Annotated in this window: 18 protein-coding genes; 4 read left to right on the top strand and 14 right to left on the bottom strand. The window is 40.9% G+C overall.

The window, feature by feature from the left end; translation table 11 throughout:
- Positions 1 to 7: 7 nt before the first annotated feature.
- Entirely contained in the window at positions 8 to 1375 is a 1368-nt protein-coding gene (locus tag H5186_RS05740; protein WP_145238569.1) for an MFS transporter, read from the bottom strand.
- Positions 1376 to 1539: 164 nt separating this feature from the next.
- Here H5186_RS05740 and uvrA point away from each other — a divergent pair, with 164 nt between their 5' ends.
- Positions 1540 to 4365 (top strand): excinuclease ABC subunit UvrA, encoded by a 2826-nt coding sequence (gene uvrA, locus H5186_RS05735; protein WP_182767496.1) that lies wholly within the window; start codon positions 1540 to 1542, stop codon positions 4363 to 4365.
- Positions 4366 to 4395: 30 nt separating this feature from the next.
- On the top strand, positions 4396 to 5454 hold the full coding sequence (locus tag H5186_RS05730) for a hypothetical protein (RefSeq protein ID WP_182740298.1): 1059 nt from the start codon (positions 4396 to 4398) through the stop codon (positions 5452 to 5454).
- 142 nt (positions 5455 to 5596) lie between these two features.
- Here the strand turns inward: H5186_RS05730 and H5186_RS05725 are convergent, their stop codons facing one another.
- The 4 genes from H5186_RS05725 to rpe all read right to left on the bottom strand — a co-directional run bounded on the left by H5186_RS05725 (position 5597) and on the right by rpe (position 8466).
- A complete protein-coding gene (locus H5186_RS05725) occupies positions 5597 to 5905 on the bottom strand; it encodes a hypothetical protein (protein ID WP_145238560.1) in 309 nt (102 codons plus the stop codon).
- Positions 5906 to 6062: 157 nt separating this feature from the next.
- Positions 6063 to 7067 carry a tryptophan--tRNA ligase gene (gene trpS, locus H5186_RS05720; protein WP_145238557.1) on the bottom strand — a complete coding sequence of 335 codons (1005 nt, stop codon included), beginning with the start codon at positions 7065 to 7067 and terminating at the stop codon, positions 6063 to 6065.
- 50 nt (positions 7068 to 7117) lie between these two features.
- Positions 7118 to 7783: an HAD-IA family hydrolase gene (locus H5186_RS05715; protein ID WP_182717701.1), complete on the bottom strand. Its 666-nt coding sequence runs from the start codon at positions 7781 to 7783 to the stop codon at positions 7118 to 7120.
- Complete coding sequence (gene rpe, locus H5186_RS05710; protein WP_182717700.1) at positions 7783 to 8466, bottom strand: ribulose-phosphate 3-epimerase; 684 nt, start codon at positions 8464 to 8466, stop codon at positions 7783 to 7785. The genes H5186_RS05715 and rpe overlap by 1 nt, the downstream gene beginning before the upstream one ends.
- 284 nt (positions 8467 to 8750) lie before the next feature.
- On the opposite strand from rpe, the gene H5186_RS05705 reads away from it, so the two are divergent.
- On the top strand, positions 8751 to 9044 hold the full coding sequence (locus H5186_RS05705) for a hypothetical protein (RefSeq protein WP_145238548.1): 294 nt from the start codon (positions 8751 to 8753) through the stop codon (positions 9042 to 9044).
- Positions 9045 to 9048: 4 nt separating this feature from the next.
- On the top strand, positions 9049 to 9234 hold the full coding sequence (locus tag H5186_RS05700; protein ID WP_182717699.1) for a DUF2970 domain-containing protein: 186 nt from the start codon (positions 9049 to 9051) through the stop codon (positions 9232 to 9234).
- Here the strand turns inward: H5186_RS05700 and H5186_RS05695 are convergent.
- From H5186_RS05695 to H5186_RS05655, 9 genes are all read right to left on the bottom strand, one after another.
- The gene (locus H5186_RS05695) at positions 9197 to 10048 is read right to left on the bottom strand and encodes a Dam family site-specific DNA-(adenine-N6)-methyltransferase (protein ID WP_149982636.1); all 852 of its coding nucleotides are present in this window, start codon (positions 10046 to 10048) and stop codon (positions 9197 to 9199) included. The genes H5186_RS05700 and H5186_RS05695 overlap by 38 nt on opposite strands.
- 53 nt (positions 10049 to 10101) lie before the next feature.
- Positions 10102 to 11442, bottom strand: coding sequence for an AAA family ATPase (locus H5186_RS05690; protein WP_182794230.1), 1341 nt, complete (start codon positions 11440 to 11442; stop codon positions 10102 to 10104).
- On the bottom strand, positions 11442 to 12512 hold the full coding sequence (gene aroB, locus H5186_RS05685) for a 3-dehydroquinate synthase (protein WP_149982634.1): 1071 nt from the start codon (positions 12510 to 12512) through the stop codon (positions 11442 to 11444). The genes H5186_RS05690 and aroB overlap by 1 nt, the downstream gene beginning before the upstream one ends.
- A gap of 25 nt (positions 12513 to 12537) precedes the next feature.
- Positions 12538 to 13056, bottom strand: coding sequence for a shikimate kinase AroK (gene aroK, locus H5186_RS05680; RefSeq protein WP_008466255.1), 519 nt, complete (start codon positions 13054 to 13056; stop codon positions 12538 to 12540).
- Positions 13057 to 13240: 184 nt separating this feature from the next.
- Positions 13241 to 15325, bottom strand: coding sequence for a type IV pilus secretin PilQ (locus H5186_RS05675; RefSeq protein WP_149982633.1), 2085 nt, complete (start codon positions 15323 to 15325; stop codon positions 13241 to 13243).
- Positions 15312 to 15848, bottom strand: a complete 537-nt coding sequence (locus H5186_RS05670; RefSeq protein WP_182717697.1) for a pilus assembly protein PilP — start codon at positions 15846 to 15848, stop codon at positions 15312 to 15314. The genes H5186_RS05675 and H5186_RS05670 overlap by 14 nt, the downstream gene beginning before the upstream one ends.
- Positions 15845 to 16465 carry a type 4a pilus biogenesis protein PilO gene (locus tag H5186_RS05665; RefSeq protein WP_149982631.1) on the bottom strand — a complete coding sequence of 207 codons (621 nt, stop codon included), beginning with the start codon at positions 16463 to 16465 and terminating at the stop codon, positions 15845 to 15847. The genes H5186_RS05670 and H5186_RS05665 overlap by 4 nt, the downstream gene beginning before the upstream one ends.
- The gene (locus H5186_RS05660; RefSeq protein WP_149982630.1) at positions 16465 to 17028 is read right to left on the bottom strand and encodes a PilN domain-containing protein; all 564 of its coding nucleotides are present in this window, start codon (positions 17026 to 17028) and stop codon (positions 16465 to 16467) included. Before H5186_RS05660 ends, H5186_RS05665 begins: the two co-directional genes overlap by 1 nt.
- Complete coding sequence (locus tag H5186_RS05655) at positions 17016 to 18095, bottom strand: pilus assembly protein PilM (RefSeq protein ID WP_145238520.1); 1080 nt, start codon at positions 18093 to 18095, stop codon at positions 17016 to 17018. The genes H5186_RS05660 and H5186_RS05655 overlap by 13 nt, the downstream gene beginning before the upstream one ends.
- Between the last annotated feature and the right edge of the window lie 10 nt (positions 18096 to 18105).

The raw sequence follows: 18105 nt of genomic DNA, 5'->3' as shown, positions 1-18105 counted from the left end.
ATAAACGTTATATTAAACCAGCCACTTTGCGGGCTTGGTCTAGGTCAAATTCTTTATCATCAATCTTTAAATAACTGCGATTTTCATCACAGACTACTGTTGCTTCAATTACGCCTGGTAAAGCAACTAAACGAGAAGCAAGGGTTTGCGCTTGCTGCTCGTTACTTAATTCTGTCATTAAGCTTATCATTTTACTGCGTGGCGGGACTTGCATATTCCACGCAAGGATAAGCCATATTACCCCAACAACTGCGGCTGCGGCAAACACTGCTTGCGGTGTTGTTGATTGCGCAACGTAACCGCCTAAAATACCACCTAAAAATGCACCAAAAAATTGTCCTGACGAAAACACTCCCATCGCCGAGCCTTTTTGGCTAGCAGGTGCTAAGCGCGATACTAATGCCGGCATCGTCGCTTCTAAAAAGTTAAAGGCAACAAAATACGCCAGCATACACATCGCCATGCCGATGATTGAGTCAACACCAATTGCCATTGCCAACATACTTAGAGCGAGCACTGCGATAGAGCCAACAAATGCCTGTTTCTCTTTTTCTTTGCGGATCGCAATGATCATCACTGGCGCCATTAATAAAAATGCCAGTAATAAAACGGGAATATATACTTGCCAATGCGCTTGTGCTGCTAAACCTTTGGCAATTAACTGCCCTGGTAAGGCGACAAAAATCGTCGTCAAGGTCAAATGTAATAGCATCACCCCTAAATCTAAACGTGCTAATTGCGGGTGCTTAATGAGTTTTTTAATATCGCTAACGCTTGCTAAGGTATCGCCTTTGGGGGCTTTGCTAACCGCTTTGGGGACCAAAAACAACACAATAAAAATACCCGCAACAGCCAAAATAGCAGTTAACCAGAACACTCCAGCAAGACCCCACGCTGCGGCAACCATTGGACCAAGTAACATAGCAATAGCAAAGCTCATGCCTATGCTCATACCAATCACGGCCATCACTTTTGGTCGTTGCTCATCGCGGCTCAAATCAGAAGCAAAAGCTAATAACGAGCTGGCAATTGCGCCCATCCCTTGTAATGCTCGCCCTAACGTGACCATTTGCATTGAATCAGCCGTGGCAGCAATCACCGAACCGATGGCAAAAACAGTTAAACCGCCAACAATGACTTTTTTACGGCCAATTTTATCCGATAACCAGCCCATGGGAATTTGTAACACAGCTTGTGTTAAACCATAGGCGCCAATCGCAAAACCAATCCATATAGGTGAAAATCCTGATAATTCTTGCCCATAAATAGCCAATACTGGCATCAACATAAATAGGCCAAGCATACGAAATGCAAACACACTCGCTAAGGAAACTGCGGCGCGTTTTTCTCGTGAATTGAGTGAAGAAGCTGTCATGATTCGCGTGTTCTTGCTGTCTATTAAAATTTGAGCAGGGATTCTACCACAAGCTTACAGAGAAATAATCGTCCCAATGCGATGATTTTTCATTGATCAAGGATTAATCTTCGCACGTATTATGAGATACTCAGTAAATCAATTTGGTAATGAAACGAGATAGCATGGAAAACATTGAAGTCCGAGGCGCCCGCACGCACAATTTAAAAGACATCAGCCTAACCATTCCCCGTGATAAATTAATTGTTATCACCGGTCTATCTGGTTCGGGTAAATCGTCTTTAGCATTTGATACCTTATATGCAGAAGGGCAGCGTCGGTATGTAGAATCTTTATCGGCCTATGCCAGACAATTTTTATCTTTAATGGAAAAACCGGATGTTGATCATATTGAAGGGTTGTCGCCGGCAATTTCAATTGAACAAAAATCAACGTCACATAATCCCCGCTCCACCGTTGGCACCATTACCGAAATATATGATTACCTGCGCTTAATGTTTGCCCGTGTCGGTGAACCGCGTTGCCCTACTCACGATTTGCCACTCGCTGCACAAACTGTTAGCCAAATGGTCGACACTGTGCTGGCGTTCCCAGAGGGCAGCAAGCTGATGTTGCTAGCCCCTGTTGTGAAAGAGCGCAAAGGTGAGCACGTTAAGTTGTTAGAGCAACTAGCCAGCCAAGGTTATATTCGCGCCCGTATTGACGGGGAAGTATGCGACCTTTCTGATCCACCGACTTTAGAACTACATAAAAAACACACTATTGAAGTCGTGGTCGATCGTTTTAAAGTGAAAGATGGCTTACAACAGCGTTTAGCCGAATCGTTTGAAACCGCGTTAGAGCTGTCAGCCGGTGTAGCAACTATTGCATCGATGGATGACGCAAACGCCGAAGAGCTGCTGCTCTCCGCCAACTTCGCTTGCCCAACGTGTGGCTACGCCATGACCGAACTTGAACCTCGGTTATTCTCATTTAATAATCCGGCAGGCGCATGCCAAAGTTGTGATGGTTTAGGAGTTCGTCAGTATTTCGACCCAAATCGAGTGATTCAAAACCCAGAGCTTAGTTTATCTGGCGGTGCCATAAAAGGCTGGGATAAACGCAGTTTTTACTATTTCCAGATGCTACAAGCCGTTGCTGAGCACTATAAATTTGATTTAGAAATGCCATTTCAGGAACTATCTAAAGATGCTAAAAAAATCATTTTAGAAGGTTCTGGCGATACAAAAATTGCTTTTAACTACCGCAACGACCGTGGCGACCTGATCACTCGTAACCATGAGTTTGAAGGCGTGTTAAATAACATGAACCGCCGCTATCGTGAGACAGAATCAAATTCCGTGCGCGAAGAGCTGTCTAAATATCAAACCAGCCAAGCTTGCCCAAGTTGTAAAGGGTCGCGCCTACGCCAAGAAGCGCGCAGTGTATTTATCGGTCAGACTAACTTACCCGCTATCACCAGTATGAGTATTGGTGAAGCCATGAGCTTTTTTGAGCAACTAAGCTTAACGGGCCAAAAAGGCCAGATAGCTGAGAAAATCTTAAAAGAAATTCGCGACCGTTTATCGTTTTTGATCAACGTAGGGCTAAATTATCTCTCTTTAGAGCGCAGTGCTGATACTTTATCTGGCGGTGAGGCTCAACGTATTCGCTTAGCCAGCCAAATTGGCGCAGGCTTAGTAGGCGTAATGTATGTACTTGATGAACCATCGATTGGTTTGCATCAACGTGATAATGACCGTTTACTACAAACGCTGATCCATCTACGCGACTTAGGTAATACCGTGATTGTGGTAGAGCACGACGAAGATGCCATACGTGCCGCCGATCATATTATTGATATAGGCCCTGGAGCTGGCGTGCATGGCGGTTATATCATTGCCCAAGGTACTCGTGATGACATTTTAGCTAGCGAAGAGTCAGTAACAGGGCAATTTTTATCTGGCCGACGCAAAATTGAAGTTCCCAAAGAGCGTCATAAAATCAACGATAAGTGGTTAGAGCTGTTTGGCGCTAGCGGTAATAACTTAAAAAATGTCGATTTAAAAATACCTTTTGGTTTAATGACCTGTATTACTGGCGTATCAGGCTCTGGTAAGTCAACGCTTATCAACGATACCTTATTCAAACTTGCTCATACCGAACTAAACGGAGCGACCACCGCCGAAGCCGCACCGTACAAATCAATTAGCGGCCTTGAGCATTTTGATAAAGTCATCGATATTGACCAAAGCCCGATTGGCCGTACCCCACGCTCAAACCCAGCCACATATACCGGTATTTTTACTGGCATTCGTGAACTGTTTGTAGGCACGCAGGAATCTCGCTCTCGTGGTTACAAAGTCGGTCGCTTTAGCTTTAATGTAAAAGGTGGCCGCTGTGAAGCTTGCCAAGGCGATGGCGTGATCAAAGTCGAAATGCACTTTTTACCTGATGTATATGTGCCATGTGATGTCTGTAAAGGGCAACGTTATAACCGTGAAACGTTAGAAGTGCAGTATAAAGGCAAAAACATCCATCAAGTATTAGAAATGACGGTGGAAGACGCACACGACTATTTTGATAAAATACCCGCCATTGCGCGTAAACTAAAAACCTTAATGGATGTGGGCCTGTCTTATATTCGCTTAGGCCAAGCCGCGACAACGCTCTCTGGTGGTGAAGCTCAACGGGTTAAACTCGCCCGCGAGTTATCTAAACGTGACACAGGTAAAACCTTATACATTTTAGATGAACCAACCACAGGCTTGCACTTTGCTGATATTGAACAATTATTAGTAGTACTGCATCGCCTGCGTGACCACGGTAATACGATTGTGGTTATTGAGCATAATCTTGATGTAATAAAAACAGCCGATTGGATCATTGATCTAGGTCCCGAAGGTGGTGCTGGCGGCGGTGAGATCCTCATTGCAGGCACGCCGGATGAAGTAGCCGAATGTGAGCGTTCACATACTGGCCACTATTTAAAACCCCTATTATCAAAATAGGGTTTTCGCTTTATGTACTAAGGTTGGCCGGTGTTAAGATACATAAAAATTGCCAGATGGCGTGCAAACAAACAGCTGAGGCAACAACAGCAAAATTTGCAACCTCATAAACTGCGCTTTTATGAGCAAGGTAAAGCTATTTGGTTTAATCTTAACACCGCGCAAAAGCTCTACTTATTGGCGTTAATCTGCCTAATCATCTTTCAAAGTGGTTGGCTATGCGCCAGTATCACTATCGTAGCGCTTACTATTGAGTTTTGGCCAAAGTTCAATAAGCTCTGGCATTCACTTGCTGGCAAAGCACTTATACTTATTTTCTATGCCAGTATCGCCAACTTTGTACTGGCCAATGCCAGTGGCATTGTGAATAATGTAACTCATGTTTCAGCAACACATTTTAATTACACCCACAATTTTGCCACGCTACTTTATTTACCACCCTGGGCGTTGGGCATCTCTCTATCGACATTACTATTATTACAATTGATATTGCCGTTCTATATTTTTATGCTCTTAATCATCAAACCGTTTGGTTCACAGCGGGTAAAGTTTATTAGCCAAAGCTATTCACCTTTACTTACAGCTTCTATACGGTTTTTTTTATCAACGATTGTAATAATCAATCTAATGTCTTTTGTTGATGACAAAGATACCGGTGCCGTTTTTGATGACATAGTAAGCAACTTCGTCAGCAGCAAGCAGCTCTCAAGTCGAGCACTAACAAAGCAACAAGAAGTTGAAGTTGTAGAAGAGCTCAGCCAAAAAATACATGGGCAACTACCAAGTGAAAATATTACCCAAACACCTTCCACACTGCCAGTAACTCCGACGGAAGAAGATGAAACCACTCAATCCGTACGATTATTCTTTAACACCAAAGGTTACTTTGAACGCAGCAAACGGTTAATTGCTATGTTTGCTTACACCTACGAAGCAGACCAATACTCCCGTTGCAAAAAATCTGACGACAGTAAATCGATTGAGATTAACGACTACGAAATTGTTGAAATTGCACCAGATAACAGCAAACCTTACGGTTACAGCTTTACGGTAAAAGCATGCCAATCGCCGGGCATTAAAGCGCCATAGCGGGCTACGGGCTACGGAAAATACTAAAGTCAGTTAATTAAAGTCAAACCTGTTTTTTAATTTGGCAATTACTTTGAGTTAATAGGTGGAAGCTGAGCTTTATATAATAAGCATGTTTATATCCCGCGAGCTAAATAGCTTGTTATCTGATGCTTTTAAGTTCAATCCCTGCAATACGAGTTATCAATTCATCGAGAAAGGACAAATCCACTATTTCGCCGTTACTAAATAGTCGGTAATCCGACTCCAAACCTGCCAACAATTCTCTTGCCTCAGCAACACCTTTAAAAAACTCGCTACTGCGTAAAATACACACCAAGAGATCATCTTGCAGCGCAATGCGCTGCTTTATTTCATGTAGACCTTGTCCTAAATAAGACTTGAGCGTCTTTAAATCAGAAGAAGATATACGTCCATTTTCGAACTTTAACGTAATTTTGAAGTATTCCATGAACTTAATCTCATAACGATTGCACTTAACACTTGAATTTAAATAAGATTAAAGCTGCTGCTTCGAGCCTAAATTTGTATATAACAGCAACAAAAAAGCCAGATATTCCGTTGTAGTTGGAACCATCTGGCTTTATATGATTAGTTATTAGCAAGCGTTACGGACGTGGAATAAATCCTAACGCGTTGTAAACAGACTTTAAGGTTATCTCTGCACGTGCGCTGGCTTTTTCAGCACCGGTTTTCATGATGTTGTTGAGCAATGCTTGATCTTCACGGATCTCTTTAAAGCGCGCTTGGATTGGCTCGATCATGCTCACTACTGCGTCAGCGGTGTCTTTTTTCAGATGGCCATACATTTTATCTTCGTATTCAGGCACTAACTCTTCAATTGAGCGCTTAGTTGCAACAGACATAAGTGTTAGTAAGTTTGATACGCCTGGTTTTTCAGTGCGATCAAAATAAATACGCGCTTGCTCGTCTGAATCGGTTACTGCTTTTTTAAGCTTTTTCTCGATCTTTTTTGGTTCGTCTAACATCATGATAAAACCATTTGGGTTTTCATCTGATTTAGACATTTTTTTCAGTGGATCTTGCAGGCTCATTACGCGCGCACCAAACTCTGGAATGTAAGGTTCTGGGATCGTGAAAACTTCACCATATAAGTTATTAAAGCGCGTTGCGATATCGCGTGTTAGTTCAAGGTGCTGCTTTTGATCATCACCTACTGGTACTTGCGCCGCTTGATAAAGTAAAATATCAGCTGCTTGTAATACCGGATAAGCAAACAAACCAACGTTTACGTTGCTGGTGTTCTTTGCTGACTTATCTTTAAACTGGGTCATGCGGTTAAGCTCCCCCATTTGCGCATAACAGTTTAGTACCCAACCTAGCTGTGCATGTTCAGGCACTTGCGACTGCACAAATAAAGCAGCTTTATCTGGATCAATACCACATGCAACATACAAAGCTATACCATCTAATACACGGGTTTTTAAAAGCTCTGGATCTTGGCGTAACGTAATCGCGTGCAAATCAGCTAACATAAAGTGACTATCATACTCTTCCTGTAGCTTTACCCACTGGTTAATAGCGCCAACATAGTTGCCTATTGTCATTCCACCGGTTGGCTGCATGCCACTTAACACTACTGGTTTACTCATGATGTTCCTTTATATTACAAAAATAAAAAATGCTAAAATTAAAAAATCGCTTAACGCTGGGTAAGAACAGGTATTATATCTAAGAAATTCTCACAGAGGTACTGTGGATTCAAATCAGCAAGATTTTCACCTTGGTTATAACCATAATTAACGGCAAGTACGTCTATATGTGCCGCTTGCGCCGCTAAGATATCACTTTTTGAGTCACCAATCATAATTGCTTGACTCACTGGTACATTTAATTGCTGACAAGCAAATAAAAGAGGCTCTGGTGAAGGCTTTTTGGCCATGTCATCACCACACACTATCACCTCAAAATGACTTCTCAAAGCGAGCTTATCAAGTAGCTTTTCAGTAAAGCAGCGGGCTTTGTTAGTGATCAACGCTTTTGGTATACCACGTAACGCCGCAAGGCCTGTTTCTACGTGTTGATAAAGCACACTGTATTCACCTACTTGTTGCTCATAATGATCATAAAAAAGCGCAATTGCTTTATCTGCTAATGCTGGATCTAGGTGTTCACTGACTTTCATGTCGCCACTGAGGCCTCGCTTAACCAGCATTTCAATGCCGTTACCAACCCAGCTTTGTACCAACCCCTGACTTACAATTGGAAAAGCTAAATCAGATAAAGTCAGATTCATCGCTATATATAAATCATAAACACTATCAACTAAAGTACCATCAAGATCAAATAAAGCGGCTTCATACTTCATTATTTTACACCCTCTAACTGGGCACGCATTTGCTCAATTACTTGTTGGTAATCTGGCTGATTAAAAATAGCAGAGCCGGCAACAAACATGTCAGCACCGGCTTGAGCCGCCGCCGCAATATTATCGACTTTAATACCACCATCTACTTCTAAACGAATAGCACGACCTGAATCATCAATTATTTTCCGTGCTTGGCGTAGTTTTTCCAAAGTATGAGGAATAAAACTTTGACCGCCAAAACCTGGATTAACCGACATTAATAAAATCACATCAAGCTTATCAATCACATGTTCTAAATAGCTTAAACTCGTCGCAGGGTTAAAGACTAAACCAGCTTGGCAACCATGATCTTTGATCAGCTGCAAAGTGCGATCAATATGTTCACTCGCTTCAGGATGAAAAGTAATGATTGAAGCACCAGCATCAGCAAATTGCGGTATTAAACTATCGACCGGTTTAACCATTAAATGCACATCAATAGGCGCAGTAATACCATAATCACGTAGCGCTTTGCACACCATAGGCCCAATTGTTAAGTTTGGCACATAGTGATTATCCATCACATCAAAATGAACTACATCTGCACCAGAAGCTAAAACACGCTCAACATCTTCGCCCAAACGGGCAAAATCAGCAGATAAAATAGACGGGGCGATAAGGTACTTTTGTAGTGTTTCTAACATAAACAATCCTTAGTGATATTAAAAATGCGCAAAATAGCAGGGCCATTAATTGCCATAATGTAACCTAAATCAAGCTATTCCCCAAGAATCCCAGTTAATTAAAGCTTTAACTCTATTTGAAGTTTTGCAACGGTTATATTTTAAACAGCAAAATATAAACATTATTTTTACCTTAACCTTCTAATTTTATTAATTTTTTATATTTGTTAAGGATAAATTAAGTTTGTTATTTGAGCATTTTTTATGTATGCTCTAGTGAGTAACACTATTATGGACTTAGTAAAATGCGTGCTTTTAAAATCGGGATCTTAACTGCGGCTGCTATAACTATCGGTACACTAAGCTATTTTTCAAAAAGTGATAATACACTTATCGCAGCTAACGATTGCGAATGTAGCTCAGGCCATTTAAAAATTAATAATGCAGTGCAATGTATGAAGGTCGAACAAGAATCAAGTTGGATGTCATGGATCACTGGTGATAGTCGCAGTGCACAATTTCATTATTTAGATTTACTTGAATTATTAACCAGCTCAGACGAACCACAAAAAGCACGTTCACTTAGTCCTAGGTTCTAGTAAAATGCGGCAACTGATCAGCGCTATACAAAGTGTTGTTGCGGCATTTTTTGGCGTGCAATCTGAACACAAGCGTCACGCTGACTTTAAACAACACTCGCCTACCAGTATTATTATCATCGCTATTATTTTATTTATATCTTTTGTAACCGCTATCTATGGCGTGGTGACTTGGGTGCTAAGTACATAGCCATCAACTCATTAACTTTATTGCGCGAACCACCTTTTGGGCTAATCGTCCGCTTAACTTGAATTTCAGCTAACGTTGCTTGGCTATATATTTTACGTGTCCATACAGTGTCATGATTCGAGATCAATACCGGTGTTTTGTTTTCAAATGCCGCTTGCTCAGCTAAATTAGCTAGATTCGCCTGATCATCTAAATTAAAGCCACCCTTAGCATAAGAGGTAAACGACGCCGTTTTACTCAAAGGCACATAAGGTGGATCGCAATAGATCACGGCGTTATCGGGTACTAATTTAAATACATCGTCATAACCTAAACAAGTAAACGTGGCTTGTTGCGCTTTTTCGGCAAAAAAGTACATTTCTTTTTCAGGAAAATACGGACGTTTATACTTACCGAACGGAACATTAAAAATTCCTTTCAGGTTATAGCGGCATAAACCGTTGTAGCCGTGGCGATTCATATATAAAAATAAAATCGCTCGCTCGTAAATGTCATTACTTTGATTAAACTGTACGCGGTAATCATAATATGCGTCAGGCTGGTTGTTTAAATCAACAAACAGCTTTTTAGCATCGCTGATGAATTCATCTGGAGAATTTTTTAATTCGTTATACAAGTTAATGAGATCAGCATTAATATCATTAAGAATATAATCTTTAAAATCTGTGTTTAAAAATACCGAGCCAGCACCTACAAACGGTTCAACTAAGGTATCAGCGTGTTTGCTCGCTTCATTTAAGCGCGCGCTAATATCTTCAACTAAGCTGTATTTTCCGCCAGCCCATTTAAGGAAGGCTCTGGTCTTTTTCTGCATCGGCTCTTTACTTCAAACTGGTGTGCCGCGATTTTACACTAAACAGTGTAAATTTACTGATCTAGTAACGCGATTTCTTGTTTTATTTTACTGATTTTTTTATAAAACGGCTGATTTTTACGCACCGCTTCAGGTAGGCTTGCTAGCGCTTCGCGAGCCGCATTTAAGTTATCAAAGCTGCCATAGGTTACCACCCACCACATTTTATCGTTGCGGCGTGTTTGATAGACTTTACCAAGTACTTGCAGCGACTGTTTAGCAACAAACTGCTCGGCGATTGTTTGCTGAGTTACCGCTAGTAACTGGATCACGACCTTACTATCCGGCTGTTGTAGATACCAAGCATTATCTGCTGGCATAATTTGCTGCGCTTGAGGAACAAGCTCTACCACAGTGGGTTCTTCAGCCAAGCTAGTCGTGATATCAACAGGCTCTGCAACTGGCGCTAAACTATCTAGTATTGCCGCAACATTATTTTCCTGAGTAGGATTATCAATAAGCGGCTTGTCTTGCTCTGGTTGAGCTTGTTGATCAGCTGATTGAGCATCTGTAGCTTCTACTTGTGAGGAATCTATTGTCACCGCTGGTTCTGTTACAGCTTGCTTTAAAGTATCGACTGCGATTGCCGTCGCCACTGGAGTTTCAGGTTGTGGCTGATAAAAATCATACCACCAACGGGTCATATCAGATTTATATAAAAAGCCAATGATGAGTAACATAATAATCACTAGCAGCGTTATTAAATGTACTCGCCAAGATACTTTATCAGTGACTACAACCTTAGCTGTATGCTGTGTTGGTTGCCACGCTAACAATAAACTCGGATTACCGTGTGCTTCGCGCAAAAAGGTTTGAAATACCGGGTCTTCATCATAAGGTAAATCATTAAAATAGCACTTCATCAACTGTTTACTTTCTGCTATTGAAAGTGCTTCAAGATGAATTTCAACAGCGCTTTTAAATTGCCCCACTGATTGCGATGCCAGTAAGACATATAAAGTAGTAGGACTATGCTTGGTAAGCGCTGTTAACTCTTCGACCATTTCTTCAGATAAATGCCGTCCACCATCTAACACCCATAAACATGGACCACAGTTTTGCTGTTTAGCTAGTTGGTAAAAATTTTCTGACAGGCTTAGGTTTTGATCAATTAACGGCGAGCGGAAGCTTTGTTCCAGTAACTCACTCATCAATTGCATATCACTCATACGCGCACTAAGCTGCACAAATGACTTATTAAAATCACTGTATTTATCAGTAATGAAGGTTTCGAGAAGATAACTTTTACCAAGTCCAGAAGGACCCAGTAAGACAATTAAATTTTGCCCATATTCAAACTGTAGGGCAATCCGATCAACCAAAGCCGCACGGCTAGGTAAGATTTGCGATTGCATTAGCGCCCTATTAAATTTCGGACCTGTTGATCTGATACATCATCAACCAACGCGCATTGACCAAACGCAGTAGGAAGAATAAAACGGATCGTGCCTTTTTTATTCTTTTTATCTTTACGCATATGATGAAGGAAATGTTCAGCAGTCATCACATCAGGGATCTCACTAGGCAAATTATATTGTGCTATTAAGGTAACGATCCTTGCAACTTCTTGTGCACTTAAATCACCACGAGTATGAGCTAGCTGTGCTGCTAATACCATGCCAGTGGCAACAGCTTCACCATGTAGCCATTGACCGTATCCCATTTGCGCTTCGATAGCATGTGCAAAGGTATGGCCTAAATTAAGTAACGCTCGAAGTCCTGCTTCTTTTTCATCCTGAGCGACAATCAGTGCTTTAATTTCACAACAACGAAAAATCACATGCTGAATGGTTTCTTCATCCAAAGCCTGTAATTGCGCGGTGTTGTTTTCTAGAAAAGTAAATAATTCTGTATCGTAAATTAAGCCATATTTAATAACTTCAGCCATACCGGCTGCAAATTCACGAGCAGGAAGTGTATGCAATGATTGAGTATCAATAAACACGGCTTGCGGCTGATAAAAAGCCCCAATCATGTTTTTACCCAAAGGATGGTTAACCGCCGTTTTACCGCCAACTGATGAATCAACTTGCGATAATAAGGTAGTGGGTACTTGAATAAACGGTACCCCGCGTTGATAGCAGGCCGCAACAAAACCAGTCAGATCACCGACCACACCACCACCAAGGGCGATTAAGCAAGTATCTCTGCCGCAATTGTTTTCAAGCAAAAATGCCGAGATTTTCTCAAACCATTCCAGTGATTTATATTGCTCACCATCAGGAATAATAAAACTTAGCGGATTTAAATCAGCTAATAACGCCATTGCATCGCTTAAGTACAAAGGTGCAATGGTGTCATTAGTGATAATGATAGGTCGACAATCACCAATATGATGATGCAGCCTGTCAGTCTGTTGAAGAGCAGATTGACCAATATAAATAGGATAACTTCGCTCGTCTAAATTAACTGTTAATTCAAGCATCGCTAGTATCCTTTCTTATTGGTATTTAAAAATCTAATTTCTCGATGATTTGATTAGCGACAACTTTAGCGCTTTGCTCATCAGTGCGTACAACAAAATCAGCTACTTCTTTATACAACGGTTCGCGTTCTTCAGCTAAGCGCTCTAATACATCACGAGGTGCTTCTTCTGTTTGCAGTAATGGGCGACGCTTGTCGCGCTGCGTGCGTGCAACTTGCTTTTCGATAGGTGTCTCTAGGTATACAACAATACCACGAGCCGAAAGCTTGTTTCGTACTTCTTTACTCATCACAGAACCACCACCAGTTGCAAGTACAATACCTTGCATTTCTGTTAGATCGCCAATGACAGATTCTTCACGAAGTCGAAAGCCTTCTTCACCTTCAAGATCGAACACCCAGGCAATATCTGCACCGGTACGGCGTTCGATTTCTTGATCAGAATCGACAAATTCAAGGTGCAATTGATCTGCAATGTGACGACCAATTGTGCTTTTGCCAGCCCCCATAGGGCCAACTAGAAATATATTACGTTTTTCAGCCATATCTTTTAGTACAAACGAACTCTAAAATTTGAAATAAAACCCCGCCTAACGACCTGGCCCCAAAATTAAGGAGGGGATTATCTCAGTAATTGATTGGGTATTTCAAGTCAATTAGAACAAAAAGCCAATTAACGAGCAATTAAAGTCAATAATTGCCCATTGTGTAAGAATAAATCAGTGTAAATTACTCTATTTGGATTTTCGGAGTAACGAAAATCAGCAATTCTTTCTTTTCATTAAACTCACTAGTGCTTCTAAACAGCACTCCTAGGTAAGGAATATCACCTAATAATGGTACTTTTTTAACTGAGTTAATGATTTGCTGCTGGAATATACCACCAAGTACCACGGTTTGACCATTCTCAACCAGTACTTGGGTTTGAATTTCTTGGGTATCAATTGCAACTGCAGGACCAGTTCCAGTTTGTACCGTATCACCTCGGGTATCTTGGGTAATGATTAAATCCAAGATAACTTTATTATCTGGGGTGATGTGTGGTGTTACCTCAAGACTCAATACTGCCTTTTTAAAGCTAACAGTTGTAGCACCACTTGAAGCAGATTCAACATACGGTATTTCGGTACCTTGTTCAATACGTGCTTTTTTCTGGTTGGCAGTAGTAATACGCGGACTTGCGATAATTTCACCACGGTTTTCTTCTTCAAGCGCGGTTAGCTCTAAATCAAGTAACGTGCCATTTGCTAATTTAGCAACGTGCATACCAATACTGCCAGCGGCACCTGTGATAGGCAAGTTTACATTAAGGCGATCAGAAATACTTGGAATGGTGCCGTTAGAAATCGTATTAGCACCTTCTAAGGTACCTGAAATACCATCAGTGCCTTGTTGATCACTAAACCCCCAACGTACTCCTAAGTCTTCTTTTACGTTATCACGTACAGTAACCATACGTGCCTCAATAATAACTTGTCTAACCGCTATATCCAAAGTTTCGACCATACGGCGAACACTTGCAATGCTTTTAACGGTGTCTTTAATTAACAAGGTATTGGTACGTTTATCAACGGATACACTGCCGCGAGCACTAATAATGCTGTTAGTGTCGGTTTTCAGTAAATCAGCAAACTCTTCCGCTTTAGCATAATTCAAACGAATATATTCACTATAAAGCGGCTCTAAGTCTTCAACTTGTTGTTTGGCTTTTAGATCTTTCGCTTCGCGGGCGGCAAGCTCTTCAGATGGTGCCACCATTAATATAGAGCCATCCATACGCTTATCTAAACCTTTAACGCGTAATACCACGTCAAGAGCTTGATCCCAAGGCACACCATCTAAACGCAGAGTTATGTTGCCACTGACTGAGTCACTGGTTACTAGGTTGAAATCATTATAGCCGGCAATAATTTGCAATACGGCACGCACAGAGATGTCTTGAAAGTTTAGGGTCATTGGGCGACCTTGGTATTCTTTACCACCTTCTAAATATGAACGTTGCGATTCATCTTTTTCAACTGTAAGTGTAAGAATATTTTCAATTTGTTGATAAGTGAATTTAAACGCGGCATTAGGGGTTATCACTACCCTACTCATATTATTTTCTTTAAATGTCTCAATTGAGCTCACTACAGTGCCAAAATCTAGCACATCTAGCTCATATAATAAGTCATCTAAAATATCGGTATGATGAAACTCAGCAATAATTTTACCGCCACTTTCATGCACATCAATCGCAGCTTGAGTATCTTGTAAAAAGACTAAGACTCGCGCTTCACCTTTTTCACCGCGACGAAAATCAATAGACTGGATTGAGTTGATGTAATTGCCAGTCACTTCTTTAGCGGTATTAGCATCTTGTTGTGACGTGATCGGATTATCGGAAACGTGTAATGAAACAAGGTTATTGTTCACCGTTGTTTGGTAAATTTTTAAACGCTCTAAATGAACAGTGACAATCAAGTTACCATCAACAGCTACACTATTAACTTTTTCAATACCTGCTTGGTTGATTTGTACTTCACTTAAACCTTGTTCAACACTAGCTGCATTAAAGCGCATTTCAATACGAGCCGGGTTATTAAATACCTGAACTTTTGGCTCTTCAGTCAGCTCTTCATCAAATACCAGCTGTAACTGTGTTTCTCCAGCTATTAGCGGGCTATAACGAACATCATACAATAGCGGCGTAGCCATTGCTGATTGCGTGATAAAAAGGGCAATAACAACAAACAAAGCCTGCTGAATGCGATTACTCCAAGATACTCCCTTATGCATTTTAATTTTACCTTTTTTATTTTTAACTAGTGCCATTGGATCCCGCCTCTAACATTTCCAGCTTCGTCAGGCGCTCTTTCCAACAACCAGACCCGTCGGGTATTAATTCTAACAATTCTATATAATCACTTTTAACATCTTGTACAACACCATGATACAAACCAATATGATTACCGATAGTAACTCGGTGTAAAGTATCATCTGCAGCTTTAATTAATGCCCATGTTTGGCCACCAGAACCCAGCGTGCCTTTCATTGCTAGGTTATCCAACGGATATTTCTCTAATACTTCACGCGTACGATCAGGATCAGGGTGTAAGCAGTTTTTAACTTGGATCATGTTATTTTGAATAATTTCTGGTTGCGGCGCAACAAAAGGACTACGTAGTTGCTGTGCATTGTATTCAAAGTGCTCAAATTGGGTCAGTTTTGGAATAGCCTCTACCTTAGGTGTAGTGCTGGCTTTTACCTGATCAATAAATTCTTTTTGCTCAGAAGTATCATCGTTACATGCGCTCACCAAAATACCGCTGAGTAAAACAAAGGCTAGTTTTTTCATTTTTTAGCCCCTACTTTCTTCACGCCGCCTTCATAGCGGTAAGTTTTGGCAACCACGCTAAATGTCAGTTTGCCTGAGTCTGAACTATTAATTGAAAAGTCATGCAAACTTACTATACGAGGAAGTTGCGCCACTTTACCAACAAAATCACCAAACTCATGGTAGCTACCTATTACTTCAATTTTAATCGGTAACTCAGTATAAAATTCTTTTTCCACTTCTGGTAACCAGCCAATTTTAAGAAAGGTTAAGCCACTGGTCGTGCCCACATAAGATAAATCATCAAGTAAGCCTGGTGTTTCGTTTGAAGTCGGTAAGCGCTTTAGTAGTAAAGAAAACTTTTCTTCCATTTCAACCATTTGTTGACGGTAAATTTCTAGATTACTGGCCACAGCATATTTCACTCGATAGGTACTGCGTAACTCAACTTCTTTACTAACTGCATTGTGGTAGCTATCTATTTCATCTGAAACCAATAAGCTGTAACTAAAAAACAGCACCAAGGCAGCTACAAAAGTACAGCAAATAACCTTGACAACTATTGGCCAATCGCCGATATTTTCAAGCTCAATTTCGTTCCATTCAATCTCTGTTAACGCTTTGATATCAAGGTTCATTATTTAACCTCTCCAATCTTATCAAAGGGTTTTACATAAAATTCCATATTAAAATCACTCAATAAACGAGACGATTTCTCCCCTGCAATAATGCCTTGCATTGTCGGCTTTTCGAGCAGATAGGAGTTTTGTACTTGGCGCAACATGTTTGACAAATAATTATTTGATTCGCTACGCCCAACCACATGAATTGCACTACCACGGCGCTCTAACTTAGTTAGATAAACACCCGTTGGTACAATTTTGGCAACTTCATCCATAATTTGTGTGCCTAAATTACGACTACTTTGCAGCTCTTCAATTAAGCGCATACGTTGCTGTAAGTTTTCTTTCTTTTTATCTAACTCACGAATTTCACTAATACGCCGATCTAATTGCCCTATTTCAGTTGAAAGGTAATTATTTTTAATATTTTGACCGTCTCGTAAACCACCGTAATAGCTACTCAATAAATACATACTGATAAAACTGCCAAGCACCACGAAAAATAAAATAGTGACAAATTTATTCTGCGATTGTTTTCGCTGCTGTTCGCGCCACGGCAGTAGATTTATATGTGGCATGATGAAAAACTCCTTAATGCCAAACCTGTCGCTATTGCAAATTGAGTACGATGACGCTGTAACACATTGCGATCGACATGGTGGGAAATATCCATATTTTCAAAAGGCTCAGCCACTATGGTATGAATACCTAGTTCTTCAATTAGCAATCGATCAAGGCCATCAATCATCGCTGTGCCACCAGTAAGCACAATGTAATCGATTTGATCTTTGCCACTGGTAGTTAAAAACATCTGCACTGCGCGGCGCACTTGCTGTAATAATGAGGTTTGAAACGGTGCCAATACTTCAAACGTATAGTTAGGCGGAAGATCGCCAGTAGTTTTGCCTATTTCAGCTTCATCAAAACTTTTATTGTAATAAGCCACTATGCTGTTGGTGTATTGATCGCCACCAAATACCTGGTCTCGGGTGTAAATCGTTTCACCGCCAAGTACCACACTTACCAACATAAGTACCGCGCCAATATCGACCACTGCTACACACTTATTAAATGCATCGCTTGGTAATTGCTGATAATACACATCCATTGCGCGACTCAGCGCATAGCTTTCTACATCAACTACTTTTGCTATTAAGCCAGCTGATTCTAAGGCACCAACACGGGCTTCAACACTTTCGGTACGCGCAGCTGAAAGCAACACATTCATTTTGGAAGGATCGGCTTCGTTGGTACTGAGCTTTTCAAAATCTAGGCTAACTTCATCTAAAGGATAGGGAATAAGGCTGTCGGCCTCGATTTCTATTTGCGACTCAAGCTCTGCATCGCTAAGCGTAACATCCATAAAAATTACTTTCGTAATGACGGTTTGTCCCGATACAGCCACTGCTGCCGAACGAATTGACTTAGGTAACTTACGCTTTAGCTTAGTAATGATATTACCAATTGCCTCAATATCTTGAATATTGCGCTCAGCCATTGTACCTTTTGGCATTGGCTCAATTGCTAGCGCTTCGAGCCTGTAGCCACTGTCCGTTTCATTCAGCAACACCGCTTTTATAGCATGTGAACCGATATCTATCCCTACCATCATCGATGAAGACTTACTCAATAGTTGACTTAGCATGTTCGCAACT

The organism is Pseudoalteromonas sp. SG41-2 (assembly GCF_014164535.1).
In the GTDB taxonomy this organism is placed as follows: domain Bacteria; phylum Pseudomonadota; class Gammaproteobacteria; order Enterobacterales; family Alteromonadaceae; genus Pseudoalteromonas; species Pseudoalteromonas rhizosphaerae.
This window is presented reverse-complemented; position numbering and strand designations above follow the sequence as displayed.